We start from the raw sequence: 15,434 nt of genomic DNA, 5'->3' as shown, positions 1-15,434 counted from the left end.
CCACCCGGTGGTGTGTCGGGCCGGATCCAGCGGATCGTGCCACGTCGGTGTTCGCAGCCCCCTCGCGCGCATCGTCCCACCGCATACGTCTATCAATTGCGCAACGTCCCCCGTGCCGGTTCCAGCGTTTGCGCGGAGCCGTCCGGTGACATCGCCGCGCCATGGCGCGGCAGTGATTAAGCAACACGGAGGGTTCGTGGACTCCTTCCCGCTTCGCCTGCGTCCGGTCTTCTTCATTGTAGTAATGATCGCTGCCCTGTGCGGGCCCGCCGGCACACGGGCTGCGGAGATTGTGTATACGCTCGAACTTCGCGCGGCCGAAGTCTCCATCCGGCATCTCGCCAGCGGCGATCTCGCGCATATCGACGACGAACGCTACGCCTCCACCAGCGATGTGGGTCTCCCGCAGGTACCGGTCCGCATCGTCAGCCTCCTGCTCCCGCCGGGTGCGACCGTCGACGGCTTCACCTGCGATGCATCCGCGCCCGCGGTGCTCGCGACGTCGATCGACCCGTACCTGGTGCCGGAGGCCGTTTCCACCGATGGCTCCCGCGGCGAAGGGCCGGCCGCGACCACGTGGAGCGGCGGCAGCTACCCGGAGGCGTCGGCGGTGTATCTCGGCACCGGTTACCTGCACGGCCACGCCATCGCCAGTTTCGCGCTTTACCCGGTGCGCATTGCCGGTGGCGCGGTCACGGTGAGTGAGCACATGACACTGCGGGTGCGCACCGGCAACGGCGGGCCGGAGATGCATGTCGTCTCGCGTCTGCGCTACAACGAGCAGCGCGACGCCGACGTCCGCGCGCGCATCGGTGCGCTGGTCGAGAATCCGGAGGCGATGAGCGCTTACACCATTGGCTCGGTGCGTGTCGCGGACAGGCGTGGCGGATTCAAACCCACGTCATTCCCCTCGCTGGAGGGAAGCCCGGTGGACTACGTCATCGTCACCAACGATTCGCTGGCGGACGAGTTCCAGGTGCTGGCGGACTGGAAGACGGCGAAGGGAATTCCCACCGTGATTCGCACCACCGAGTGGATTGCGGCCAACTACCCCAACGGTGTCGATCTCGCGGAGACCATTCGCACCTTCGTTCTGGATGCCTATCAATACTGGGGCATCAAGTACCTGCTGCTGGGCGGCGACACCGACCAGGTGCCGGCCCGCCTGGGCGCCACCACGTTCTTCGGCGCCAAGGCGATCCCGGTTGACATGTACTTCGGCTGTCTGGACGGCGACTGGAACGCGGACCACGACGCGCTGTTCGGCGAGCCCGGTGCCACCGACCAGACCGACCTCTACCAGGAGGTCTACGTGGGGCGGCTGCCGGCGACCTCGTCCGTGGTGGCGGCAACGCTGGTGGGGAAGGTCATCAGCTACGAAACGCCGCTGGATGCGTCGTACACCGGCAAGGTGCTCCTGCTGGGTGAAGTGCTGTTCCCGATCGACTGGACCTCCGGCCAGGCCGTCACCCAGGACGGTGCCGGCATCGCCGAATTCCTCAAGCTGCTCGCTTTCACCGATCCGTCGCTCACACTCACACGCATGTACGAGAACTACGAGCCCTACCCGGGCGCATTGCCGGAGACGGCGGTCTCGGCCATCGACTCCATCGAGAGTGGGTACGACCACGTGAACCATATCGGTCACGGCTTCCGCTTCAACATGTCGGTGGGTGCGGGGAATATCGTGAATGCGGATGCGGACGCGATGGTGAATCCCAACCGCTTCACCAACCTGTATCTGCTCAATTGTACCGGCGTTGCCTTCACCTATTTCTGTCTCGGCGAGCACTTCCTGGTGAATCCCAACGGCGGCGCCGTGTCGGTGGTGGGGGCCAATGAGAGCGCCTACCCGCTGCTCTCGCAGCCGTACATGAACGACTACTACGACCTGCTCTTCAACCAGGGTGTCACCAACATCGGCGAGACTTTCGTGCGTTCCCGCGAACCGCGCACACCCGTCGCGCAGACCGGTGACAACGGCGAGCTGTGGACGCACTACATCTACTGCATGCTGGCCGACCCCGAGATGCCGCTGTGGACGAGGCCGGTGCAGCCCCTTGTCGTGAACTACACCGGTGCGTTGGGGCTGGGCACCACGCCCATCACGGTTACCGTCTCCGACGCTGGCGGCCCCGTGGCCGGTGCGCGCGTGTGTCTCTCCAAGGACGACGACGACTACGAAGTGGGTCTCACCGACGGCGCCGGATCGGTGACGCTCACCATGACCGCCGAGTCGGCCGGCAACGTCTCGGTGGTGGCCAGCGCACCCAACCGCGCCACGCACGTGGGCGCCATTCCCGTCAGCCCCGGCGCGGGTGCTTACGTGAGCTTCGCCGGGTGCGAGGTGGGGGATGACTCCACCGCGACCACCAGCGGCAACGGTGATGGCGTGATCGGGGCGGGAGAAGTGCTCGAACTCACGGCCTCGGTCAGGAATACCGGACTGTCGGCCGCGCAGAACGTCACCCTTGCGTTGCGCACCTCCTACGTCGGTTTCGTGGTGGAGGACAGCCTGGCGGCCGTGGGCATCGTGCCGGCGGGCGGGACGGTCGCCGCCACCGATCCGTTCCGTATCCGTATCGATCCCTCGCTGCCGGACGAACTGCCGGTGCTGTTCACGCTCGAGGTGCGCGACAACGGGGTGCCGCTGTGGACGGATCGCTTTACGCGTCTGGTGCATACACCGCGGCTCGAGTTCGTGGTGCTGCGTGTCGACGATTCGGCGAGCGGCAACGGAGACGGCGTGGTCGACGCGGGCGAGGACTTCCGTCTCTACTACGACGTGAAGAACTTCGGCACCGGGGCCGCCCACGGGCTCACCGCTCGTCTGACCGACCTCGGCGGTGCGTTCGTGTTCACCGACAGCGTGGACACGTACCCGGAGTTGCCCAGCATCGGCGAGGCGGAGAACACAAACGGATTCCTCCTGCGGGAGAACAGTGTCGCGGTGCCCCACACGCTCAAGCTGGAAGTAGCCGACGCATACGGACAGGTGTGGACCAAGCTCTTCGAGCTGCGCGCACCCGTACCACCGCTCACGCTGAAGTTCGATCCGAGCCTGGGCGCGGATCGTCTCAAGATTTCCTGGGACGCGAGCGCATCCGCTGACGCCGTCGGTTACCGGGTGCTATCGTCGCCGTTCCCGGGCGGGCCGTACTCGGTGATGACGCCCGACCCGGTGCACCATACGACATTCCTCAGCGGCGGGCTCCAGCCCACCACCCGCTATTACATGCGCGTGACCACCATCGATGCCTCGGGTAACGAGAGCGCGCCTTCCCCGGAGTTCAGCGGCAGCACGAATCCGAAGCAGGCGGAGGGTTGGCCCATCGCCATGGCGGTGGAAACCGTGTGTTCTCCGGTGGTGGGCGATATCGACGGCGACAACGACTTCGAAATCATACAGGGCAACAACAAGCTCTACGCCTGGCATCATAACGGGGTGGAGGTACGCGACGCTGACCTCAACGCGCAGACGTGGGGTCTGTTCAGCACCCTGGGAAGCAACTACGTGGCACACGTCGGCCTGGCCGACATGGACGCGGTACCGGGAATGGAAATCCTGGCCGCGTCGCGCGACACCAAACAGGTGATTGTCTTCAGCTACACCGGCAACCCGATCGCCGGCTGGCCGCAGACCGTGTTGAATCCGATACGCGCCGCGGTGGTGGCGGGCGATATCAACAACGACGGCCAGAAGGAAGTCATCGCGCTCGACGAGAAGGGCGTTCTCTACGTGTGGAATCCAGATGGCAGCGAATGGCGCAATGGCGACAACAACCCCGCAACCAACGGCGTGTTCCGCACCTTCGGCGGATGCGTCTATCAGTACACCTGCCCGGCCATCGCGGATATCGACGGCGACAACGTCAATGAAATCGTGGTGGGGACGCAGGGTGACTCCCTGTACGTGCTCAACGCAGACGGCTCGGTGGTGCCGGGGTGGCCGAAGGGATTCAGCACCGACATTTCGGGTAGCCCGGCGGTGGGTGACATCGACAACGACGGAGACCTGGAGATCGTCGTGTGCGAATGGGGCGGCCTGGTGTGGGCGCTTCACCACGACGGCACCATCCTGTGGAATACGTGGTTCCAGAACCAGCTGGCGTTCGGTCCCTCGCCCGCGCTCGGGGACCTCGATGGTGACGGCAGGCTGGAGGTTGTCCTGCCGAGCAAGAACCGCAACCTGTACGCCATCCGCTGGAACGGCAGCAGCCTGCCGGGCTGGCCGGTGGCCTACGCCACCCAGTTGTACACGGAATCGTCTCCGGTCATCGCGGACATCGACAACGACGGTTCACTGGACGTGCTGCTGGGAGACGAGAACAAGTACCTGAACGCGTGGGACGCTTCCGGGCAGCTCATGCCCGGCTTCCCGCTGGCGTTGTCGGATGCGGTTCGCGCCACGCCGCTCATCGCCGACGTCGACAAGGATGGCGATACCGACCTGGTGGCGGCCGGGTGGGACAAGAGTGTCTACGTGTGGGATTTCCCGTCGATGTTCAATCCCCTCAAGGCGCCGTGGGCGCGCTATCACGCCAATCTGTTCAACGACGGCAACGTTGCCACGCCCCTGCCCACACCGGTGGGTGGCGCCTCGTTCCGCTACGCGGCGCTGGGCGGTGGCATGGAGCTGGTGTGGACGGTTCCGCTGAGCGCGAGCGGCGGGTTGTTCAACGTGAGCCGGGCGGAGCTGAAGGACGGCGAGCCGGGCCCGTACCGGCGGGTGGCGAGCGCGGTGGGTCTGTCCATGGACGGTGAGGTGCGGGTGGTGGACCGGGGTGTGGAGATGGGCTCGCGCTACGTCTACCGGCTGGAGGGAGAGGGCGGTGTGGTCAACGAGACGCTGGCGGTGCTGGTACCGGTGACGATCGCGAAGCTGGGCCAGAACTATCCCAACCCGTTCAACCCGGTGACAACAATCGAGTACTGGGTTCCGGGCGGAAGCCGCAACCGGGTGAGCCTGGTGATCTACGACGTCCGGGGTGCGCGGGTGCGCACGCTGGTCGACAGGGAGAAAGCCGCGGGCCGTTACGCGGCGCAGTGGGACGGGCGCAACGACGCGGGTGCGCCCGTCAGTTCCGGCGTCTACTTCTACCGCATGGTGGCGGGTGGTTTCGAGAACACCCGCAGGATGGTCCTTCTGAAATAGAGAAACGGGCAAGAATTTCTGCGCGGCAGGCCATCCGGGACGAGCATACCTCCTCGACACACCAGCAGATCCCGGATGGCTGTCGTCGCGCAGACTCTGCCATTGACGGGCCGATCCCGTTGCGATATAATGATGTACTCATCATTGGGCGGTTCAACAACCAACCGCGGGAGCGCAAGCGAAACGCGATCTGCTACCAACAACGGTTTTCCATTTCTCCGTGATTTGACATAGCCGCGGCGCCACGGACGCGCGGCAAGACCAGCAGATGGTCCGAAGATCGCCGTCGCTCCTACCGGCGAACGACTGACCGCGCGTACCGGAGGTTGTCTCTGATGAACCGCCTTTCCGCCCGTGTCTCGCTCGCTACCATGCTTGCCGTCGCCATGCTCGCGCACGTCGCCGTGGCGTCGGACCTCTCCTTTCGCGTTCCCGTACCCGGGGACGTGTCCGTCACCTCCGCCCCCGGGGGGGACCGCGTCGCCGTGACCGCCGATGGGTGGCAGGTGTCGCGCGAGCCAGGCTATCCCGAGTTGCCCTATCGGATCGTCAACGTGTTGCTGCCGCCCGGCGAGGCGGTGGCGTCGGTTTCGTTCCGCTCCGGCACGACGCGTGTCGTCCGTTCGGGAGTTTCGCCCGTCGTGGCCGGTGCGCACACCACGTCCCAGGGTCTCGAGGCGGATGCGCCGGCTGCGGTTCTCCCCGCGTCCGGTGAGGCGCGCGGGCGCTTCCTGGGCTCGGGCTGGTTGCACGGGTACGCGGTGGCGAGTATTGCCATCTACCCGTTTGAGGTCGTCGACAACACATTGCTCGGGGTGGACGAAGTTGCCTTCACCGTGCACACGCGGGCGGCCGAGGATCGGCCGGTAACACGCGAACGCCGTCGCGACGCGCTCGACGAGTCGGTACGCGAACGGCTGCGCGCCATGGTTCTCAACGCCGGGCAGGTGTCGTCGTACGCCAGCGCGGGTGAGGTGGTGCCCGAACCGACCGGCGGCTTCCTGCCGTCCATCTTCCCGTCGTTGGAGGGAAGTGCAGTGGACTACGTGATCGTTACCAACGACTCACTCGCCGCCACCTTCCAGACCCTGGCCGACTGGAAGACGGAGAAGGGTGTGCCGACGGTGGTGCGCACCACGGAGTGGATCGCGGCCAACTACCTCAACGGCGCCGACATGGCCGAGACGGTGCGGAATTTCGCCATCGACGCCTACGCCAAGTGGGGGATCAGCTATCTCCTGCTGGCAGGCGACTCGGATCAGGTTCCGGTGCGCACCGCATTTTCCGTCTTCTACGACGGCGGCCGCATGTTGCCGGTCGACATGTACTTCGGCTGCCTGGACGGCGACTGGAACGCCGACCACGACGCGATCTTCGGCGAGTTCGGCCAGGACAACGCCGACCTCTACGCGGAGGTCTACACCGGACGGTTGCCCGCGCGCTCCAACGCGGAGGCCGCGGTGATGATCGGCAAGGTGATGGAGTACGAGAAGCCCTCGCAGACGTCCTACGCCGCCAAGAGCCTGATGCTGGCCGAGGTGCTCTTCCCCTCGAACTATCACCCCGGCGACCCGATTTCGCTCGACGGCGCCAGCATCACCGAGTTTCTGCGCCTGTCGTACTTCACCGATCCAGCGCTCGCCGTGACGCGTCTGTACGAGAACCACCCGGCGTACCCGGGTGTCCTGCCGGAGACCCGGCAGGTGTCCGTGGACTCGATCAACGCCGGCTACAACCACGTCATACACATCGGCCACGGGTTTCGTTTCAACATGTCGGTGGGCGACGCGAGCATTGTGAACGCGGATGCCGACGCCTTCACCAACGGCACACGCCTGTCGAACTTCAACCTGCTGAACTGTACCGCGTGCGCGTACACCTACGAGAGCCTCGCCGAGCACCTGCTGCGCAACCCCAACGGCGGCGCCGTGTCGGTGGTGGGGTCCAACGAGAGCGCGTTCCCGACCACGGCTTCCTCGTACCAGGGCGAGTTCTACCGGCTGCTGCTGATGCAGAACGTCGTCCATCAGGGCGAGCTGTTTGCGCGCTCGCGCGAACCGCGAACCGGTTTCGCGCTGGCCAGCGACGGATCCGATCGCTGGACGCACTTCGTCTACACCAACCTCGCGGAGCCCGAGATGCCCCTGTGGACGCGGGCGGTCGCGCCGCTCACGGCCAGCTTCCCGGCCAGTGTCCCCAAGGGGACCAGCCTGGTCACCGTCACCGTGACCAGCAACGCTACGCCCGTGGAGGGCGCGGTCGTGTGCTTGTCCAAGGACGGCGATGACTACGAAGTGGGGACCACGGACGTGTCCGGCCAGGTGACGCTCTCCTTCCGCGCCGAGAGCGCCGGATCCATCAAGGTGGTTGCCACCGGCCGCAACTACAAGCGCTACGATGGCGCCATCACGGTGACCGGAACCGGGCCCTACGTGACGCTGGCCTCGATGGTCATCGACGACGACAACCTCAGCGGTACCAGCGGAAACGGAAACGGTGTCATCGAGGCTGGCGAGCGCGTCGACCTGCAACTCGCCTTCAAGAACACCGGCACCTCCAGCACCACCGGGACGCTCACGGTCCGGCTGCGCAGCAACGACGCGGGCGTTACCATCAATGACAGCACTGCCAGCCTGGTGACGCTCGCCGCGGGGGCCACGGCCACCGCCACCGGTGGCGTGCGCGTCACTTTCAACAGCGCGCTGCCGGACGAGTACGCGGCGCCCTTCGTCGTCGTGGTCCGCGTCAACGGCGTCGAGACGTGGCGCGATGAGTTCAAGAAGGAAGTCCACCTGGGCAGCCTTGCGCTGGTGCGGTTGCGCATCGACGACAGCGCCTCCGGCAACGGCAACGGCGTGGTTGAGGCAGGGGAGCAGTTCAACCTGTACTACCGGGCCAAGAATTTCGGGACCGGCACGTATCCCGGCGGATCGGTGACCATCAGCGATCTCGATGCAGGCTTCACAATCATCGACGGCACGGATTCCTTTGGCGCCATTGCGCCGCAGGCGGAAGCCGAGAATGTGGGCGGACTGACGTTGATCGAGCCGAGTGTCGCCAGCGAACACCGCCTGCGCATCCTGGTGACGGACACCTACGGCCGTGCCTATGCCGACACCGTCGAGCTGCGCGCGCCGCTGCCGCCATCGGCGCTGGTCGTCGACCCCGGGTTGGGGCCGGATCGGTTGCAGGTATCGTGGACGGCCAGCACGAGCCTGGACGCGGTGCGTTACAACCTGTATCGGTCGACATCCGCACTGGGGCCGTTCGCGCAGAGCAACGTGGACCCGGTTGCGCACACGTTCTTCCTCAACACGGGGCTGAGCTCAACCACCAAGTACTACTTCAAGGCGACGGCCATCGATGCATCCGGAAACGAGAGCGCGCAAAGCGCGGCGTTCTCCGGGAGCACCAACCCGTCACAGGTGATCGGGTTCCCGATCGGGATGGCCGCGGAGACCACGTCGTCTCCGGCGGTGGGGGACATCGATGGCGACGGATTGCCGGAAATCGTGGTCGGCGACAACCGCGTCTATGCGTTTCACGGGGACGGGGACGAAGTGGTGGATGGCGATAACAGTCCGGTGACATGGGGCGTGTTGTCCGACCAGGGCGACAACTTCGTGGGGCACGTGGCGCTGGCCCAGCTCGATGGACTGCCGGGGCTGGAGATCGTTGCATCTTCGCGCGAGACCAAGCAGGTGTATGTGTTTCGCCATACCGGCGAGGTGCTGGCCGGCTGGCCGCGGACGGTGGAGAACTTCATCCGCGCGGGTGCGGCGGTGGGTGACGTCGACGGCGATGGACTGCCCCGGGAAGTGGTGGCCATCGACGAACTCGGCGTCGTTTACGTGTGGCGCGCCGACGGATCGGAGTACTTGGACGGTGATGCCAATCCTGTAACCCAGGGCGTGTTCAAACGCCTCACCGGTTGCACCTTCCAGTATTCCACGCCGGCGCTGGCCGACATCAACTCAGATAGCCGGGATGAAATCATCGTCGGCACCCAGGGCAATGAGTTGCACGTGCTCGATCTGTATGGCAACAACCTGCCCGGGTTTCCATTGGCGCTCGCCGATGACATTTCCGGGAGTCCCGCGGTGGGTGACGTCGACGGCAACGGTACCCTGGAGATCGTCATCAATGTCCGCAATGGAAACATTCGTGCCATCCGCAACAACGGCACCGAGCTGTGGTCGCGCTTTACTGCCAACGGGCTCTTCTTTGCCCCCTCGCCAGCGCTGGCCGACGTGGATGGCGACGGCAAGCTCGAGACCTTCGTGCCGGCTGCGAGCGGCAAGCTTTACTGCTTCAGCTTCACCGGCACCGATCGCCCCGGCTTTCCGGTGAACTACTCCACGCTTACCTATACCGAATCCTCGCCGGTCATTGCCGACGTGGACGGCGACGGCCTGCTGGACGTGGTGATCGGCAGCGAGGAGCAGAGCATCTGGGGGTGGGACCGCAACGGTGTGGTTCTCGACGGGTTCCCGCTCAAGACCCAGGATTCCATGCGCGGTGTGCCCCAGCTTGCCGACGTCGATCTCGACGGAGACACCGACCTGGTTGCGGCGGGCTGGGACAAGAATGTCTACGTGTGGGACTTCAGCGGTAGCTGGGACGACAATGCGGCCCCCTGGCCGCGGTTCCACGCCAACGTGCACAACAATGGGCGCACGGGTTTCACCCTGCCCACTCCGGTGGGTGGCGCCTCGTTCCGCTACGCGGCGCTGGGCGGGGGCATGGAACTGGTGTGGACGGTTCCCCTGAGCGCGAGCGGCGGGTTGTTCAACGTGAGCCGGGCGGAACTGAAGGACGATGTGCCTGGCCCGTACCGGCGGGTGGCGAGCGCGGTGGGCCTGTCCATGGACGGTGAGGTGCGGGTGGTGGACCGGGGCGTGGAGATGGGCTCGCGCTACGTCTACCGGCTGGAGGGCGAGGGCGGTGTGGTCAACGAGACGCTGGCGGTGCTGGTACCGGTGACGATCGCGAAGCTGGGCCAGAACTATCCCAACCCGTTCAACCCGGTGACAACAATCGAGTACTGGGTTCCGGGCGGCATCCGCAATGCGGTGAGTCTGGTGATCTACGACGTCCGGGGTGCGCGGGTGCGCACGCTGGTCGACGGGGAGAAGGCCGCGGGCCGTTACGCGGCGCAGTGGGACGGGCGCAACGACGCGGGTGCGCCGGTCGGTTCCGGAGTTTATTTCTACCGCATGTCCGCGGGCTCCTTCCAGGATGCGCGCAGAATGGTTCTCCTCAAATAACGTTCGTATTCCCAACCGCGACCCGACGCGGAGGTGACGGTCTCATGAAACGATTCCGAGTTGCAATTCCCGTTCTGGCCACCGGACTCCTGCTCGCAGCCGGCGTGCTTTCTGCGCAGGCTACGACCCTCTCCTACCAACTGGTGCTCGACCCCGCCGACGTGGACGTGCGCGGTACCGCCGCGGGGCACGCGGTCTCGGTGCGCGCCGACGGCTATTCCACCCTCGCGGACGAGGGGCGCCCGGCGCTGCCGTACCGCATCGTGAGCGTGCTGTTGCCCCAGGGGCACGAGCTGGCGTCGTTCGCCGCAGATGCACGCGGCACCACCGTCATCGCCACCCGCGTGAGCCCGGTGCTCGCGGATGCGATGCGCACCGAAGACGGCGTCGCGGGGCAATCGACCGCGCTGGTGTCGCTGGCGTCAGGCGGGGCGTTTCCCGCCGAGCGCGCGCGTCTGCTTGGTGTGGGAACCCTGCATGGTTACACCATCGCCAGTTTCGCGGTGTATCCGCTGTCGTTGTCCGGAGAGGATCTGGTTGCCTACCCGGCCGTCACGCTCGAAATCGAGACCACGCCATCCGCGCAACCGGCGCCCGTCCACATGGTGCGGCGCCGTCCGCGTGCCATGCAGCGCATCCAGGGAGAACTTTCGCGGCTCGTGATCAACAGCGCCGACGCGGCGGGTTACAGCTTTGGTGCCGTCGACGTGCCCGCGCCGGACGGTGGCTTCGCCCCCTCGACCTTTCCCTCGCTGGAGGGCAGCGCGGTCGATTACGTAATCGTAACCCCCGATTCGCTGGCGGCCGCCTACCAGGCGCTGGCGGACTTCAAGACGGGCAAGGGTGTCCCGACGGTGGTGCGCACCACGGAGTGGATCGAGGCCAACTATCGCAACGGCTCGGACCCGCAGGAGACCATCCGCAACTTCGTCAAGGACGCGTATGCAAAGTGGGGGATCACCTATCTGCTGCTGGGCGGAGACACCGGCGAGATCGCGCCGCGCCTGGCGTGGAGCGGCTTCTACGACGGCGGGCGTTTCCTGCCGGTGGACATGTACTTCGGTTGCCTGGATGGTTCGTGGAACGCGGACGGCGACGCCATTTTCGGGGAGGGCACGCCGATAGACGGAGCCGACCTCTACGCCGAGGTGTACGTGGGCCGCTTGCCGACCTCGTCGGTGGCGGAAGTGGCCATGATGACCGGCAAGGTCATCGCCTACGAGACTCCGGCCGACCTCTCGTTCGGCCATCGCGTGCTCCTGCTGGGCGAGGTGCTTTTCCCGCTGAACTGGTCGCCACCCCAGGCGATCACCGTCAACGGTGCCGATCTCACCGAGACCATCTACAACAACCATCTGACCGCCCCGGGACTCGATGTCGTGCGCATGTACGAGACGCAGGAGTACTTCCCGGGCTCGGTGGACGAGAACCGGGCGGCGGTTCTGGACTCGCTCAATACCGGGTTCAACCACGTGGTGCATATCGGGCACGGCTATCGCTTCAACATGTCGGTGTCCGACGCCAGCATCGTGAACTCCGATGCGGACGCGCTCATCAACGGAAACCGTCTATCGTGCCTCTACTTTCTGAACTGCACCGGGGCATCGTACACGTACTACTGCCTGGCGGAGCACTTCCTGCGCAATCCCAACGGGGGCGCGGTGTCGGTGGTGGGCGCCAACGAGAGCGCCTTCCCGAACGCCTCGTCGGCGTACATGAACGAGTACTACAAACTGGCGTTTGATTCGGCGGTTACGAACATCGGCGAGACCTTCGCCCGCTCGCGCGCGCTGCGCACACCGCTGGCCCTGCTCGGTGACAACGTCGACCTGTGGACGCACTACATCTACACGCTCCTCGCCGACCCCGAGCTGCCCATGTGGACGCACCGTCCCGCGACGACGGATGTGACCCACGCCGCCAGCGTGTCCGCCGGCAAGCAGAACATCCTGGTCACGGTGATGAGTGGTGGCAATCCGGTGGAGGGTGCCACCGTCTGCCTGACCAAAGGCGGCGACGACTACGCGGTGGCCACCACGGACATGAGCGGACAGGCCACGCTGCCGTTCCGCGCCCGGTCTCCCGGCGCTATCGACGTCGTGGTTACCGGTCACAATCAGCGGCGCTACGACGGCACCATCACCGTGACGGCCGCGGCAGCATACGTGCAGATTGCGGGCATGACGGTAGACGACGACAACACGGGCGGCACCGCCGGTAACGGCAACGGTGTCATCGAGGGTGGAGAAACCGTCGACCTGGCGCTGTCCCTCAAGAACACCGGCCCGGTGTCCACCGGTGACGTCACCGTTACCCTGCGCAGCAGCGACCCGGGTGTCGTGCTGGACGACAGCACGGCCGCGGCGGGTGTCATCGCCAGCGGGGCAACGGTGGTTGCGGGCGGCGGCGTGCGCGTCACCTTCGACGACGCATACCCGGACGCCTACCCGGTGCCCTTCACGCTGGTCATCAAGAACGACGGCGGCGAGGCGTGGCGTGACACATTCAAGAAGGAAGTTCACCAGCCCGGGCTGTTCCAGGTGACGTTGCGCATCGATGACGTGGCCAACGGCAACGGCGACGGCATTGTCGATGCCGGCGAGCAGTTCCACCTGTTCTACAAGGTCAAGAACTTCGGCACCGGTGCCTTTCCGGGCGGGTCCGCGACCATCACCGATCTGGACGCCGGTTTCACGCTGATCGGCGCTAACGACAGCTATGCGGCCGTGGCGCCCATGGCCGAGGCGGAGAACACCGCCGGGTTCGAGATGATCGAGACCAGTGTCGCCAGCGAGCACCGCCTGCTGGTCGAGATCGTCGACACCTACGGGCGCTCGTACCAGGACATCGTCGAGTTGCGTCCGCCGGTTGCCCCTGTGGGGCTGGTCATCGACCCCAGTCTGGGGCCGGACCGTCTGCAGGTCTTCTGGTCGGCGAGTGTGAGCGGTGATGCCGAAACCTACCACGTCTATCGGTCCACGACGCCGGTAGGGCCGTGGGTGAAGTCCACGGTCGACCCGGTGTCGCACACCGTGTTTCTCGACCGGGGACTGACGTCCAATTCCCTGTACTACTTCAGGGCCACCACCATCGATACCTCCGGCAACGAGAGCGCGCCGTCGGCCGTGGCCTCGGGCAGCACGAACCCGCAGCAGGTCTCCGGGTTCCCCCTTCCGCTGGGCTCCGAAACCAGTTCCTCGCCGGTGGTGGGCGATATCGACGGCGACGGCGATCTCGAAATCGTGGTGTGCGCCGACAAGGTTTACGCCTTCAACAGCGACGGGAGTGAAGTGATCAACGGAGACGGCGACGCCCAGACCTGGGGCGTGCTGTCCCCGGTCGGGGGATCGTTTGTGGCACACGCGGCGCTGGCGCGCCTGGACGCGGCGCCCGGCCTGGAGGTCATCGCAGCCTCGCGCGACCTCAAGCAGGTGTACGTGTTCAACCATCAGGGGGCCCTGCTGCCCGGCTGGCCCCGGAGCGCGGAGAACTTCGTCCGCGCCGGGGTGGCGGCGGGCGATCTCGACGGGGACAATCTGCTGGAAGTGATCGCGGTGGACGAGAAGGGTGTGATCTACGCCTGGAATGCCGACGGCAGCGAATTCATCGACGGCGACTTCAATCCGCTCACGCAGGGCGTGTTCTTCCGCATGCCCAATTGCACATTCAACTATTCCACGCCAGCCATGGCGGACATCGATGGCGACAACATGGAAGAGCTGATCGTGGGTTCGCAGGGCGACCAGCTCTACGTATTCAACGAAGACGGTTCCGTGAGCCCGGGGTGGCCGTACGCGCTTGCTTCCGACGTGGCGGGAAGTCCGGCGATTGGTGACGTTGACAACAACGGCGACCTCGAAATTGTGGTCAACACGGCGGCCGGTAACCTGTTCGTGATCAACCATGATGCGACGCTGCAGATGTCGCAGTACTTCAGCAATGCCCCCTGGAACCCCTTCTTCGCCTCGTCGCCCGCGATCGGCAATGTCACCGGCGACGGCAAGCTGGAGATCTTCGTGGCGCGCGGCAGTGGCAACATCTACGGCACGCAGAGCAATGGTGTCGTGCTGGCGGGGTGGCCCAGGCAGTACACCACCACCACCTACACCGAGTCGTCGCCGGTCATCGCCGACGTCGACGGGGACGGGAATCCCGACATCGTGATCGGCAGCGAGACCCAGTACCTGTACGCGTGGAACGTGAGCGGCCAGTTGATCGCCGGCTTCCCGCTCAAGACCGACGACGCGATGCGCGGCGTACCCGAACTCAACGACGTGGATCAGGATGGCGACATTGATCTCGTCGCCGCGGGCTGGGACAAGAGCCTCTACGTGTGGGATTTCTCCGGTAGCTGGAACCCGGCCACCGCGCCGTGGCCGCGCTTCCACGCCAACGCGCACAACAACGGGGCCCACGGCTTCGTGGTTCCCACCCCGGTGGGTGGTGCCTCGTTCCGCTACGCGGCGCTGGGCGGGGGCATGGAACTGGTGTGGACGGTTCCGCTGAGCGCGAGCGGCGGGTTGTTCAACGTGAGCCGGGCGGAGCTGAAGGACGATGCGCCTGGCCCGTACCGGCGGGTGGCGAGCGCGGTGGGCCTGTCCATGGACGGTGAGGTGCGGGTGGTGGACCGGGGCGTGGAGATGGGCTCGCGCTACGTCTACCGGCTGGAGGGAGAGGGCGGTGTGGTCAACGAGACGCTGGCGGTGCTGGTACCGGTGACGATCGCGAAGCTGGGCCAGAACCACCCCAACCCGTTCAACCCCGTGACGAGCATCGACTACTGGGTGCCGGGCGGCATCCGCAACGCGGTGAGTCTGGTGATCTACGACGTGCGGGGTGCGCGGGTGCGCACGCTGGTCAACGAGCACAAGGCCGCGGGCCGCTACCAGTCACGTTGGGATGGGCGCAACGACGCGGGTGCGCCGGTCAGTTCCGGCGTCTACTTCTACCGCATGGTGGCGGGTGGTTTCACCGACACGCGCAAGATGCTGCTGGTCAAATAGAAGGCGGGG

Annotated in this window: 3 protein-coding genes; all 3 read left to right on the top strand. The window is 65.8% G+C overall.

Annotated features, from left to right (window positions below; translation table 11 throughout):
* Positions 1 to 196: 196 nt before the first annotated feature.
* The 3 genes from OEX18_01725 to OEX18_01715 all read left to right on the top strand — a co-directional run bounded on the left by OEX18_01725 (position 197) and on the right by OEX18_01715 (position 15,425).
* Positions 197 to 5,155, top strand: a complete 4,959-nt coding sequence (locus OEX18_01725; protein ID MDH4335978.1) for a C25 family cysteine peptidase — start codon at positions 197 to 199, stop codon at positions 5,153 to 5,155.
* Between the two features lie 335 nt (positions 5,156 to 5,490).
* Positions 5,491 to 10,422, top strand: coding sequence for a C25 family cysteine peptidase (locus tag OEX18_01720; GenBank protein ID MDH4335977.1), 4,932 nt, complete (start codon positions 5,491 to 5,493; stop codon positions 10,420 to 10,422).
* 44 nt (positions 10,423 to 10,466) lie between these two features.
* Complete coding sequence (locus tag OEX18_01715; protein MDH4335976.1) at positions 10,467 to 15,425, top strand: C25 family cysteine peptidase; 4,959 nt, start codon at positions 10,467 to 10,469, stop codon at positions 15,423 to 15,425.
* The last annotated feature ends 9 nt before the right edge of the window (positions 15,426 to 15,434 follow it).

The sequence above is a fragment of the Candidatus Krumholzibacteriia bacterium genome, assembly GCA_029865265.1.
Taxonomy (GTDB): domain Bacteria; phylum Krumholzibacteriota; class Krumholzibacteriia; order WVZY01; family JAKEHA01; genus JAKEHA01.
Note: the sequence above shows the minus strand (reverse complement) of the source record. Positions and strands in the feature narration are given on the sequence as shown.

Coding starts and splice junctions, on each gene's coding strand:
- OEX18_01720 (MDH4335977.1), top strand. CDS start 5,491: ATGAACCGCCTTTCCGCCCGTGTCTCGCTCGCTACCATGCTTGCCGTC.
- OEX18_01715 (MDH4335976.1), top strand. CDS start 10,467: ATGAAACGATTCCGAGTTGCAATTCCCGTTCTGGCCACCGGACTCCTG.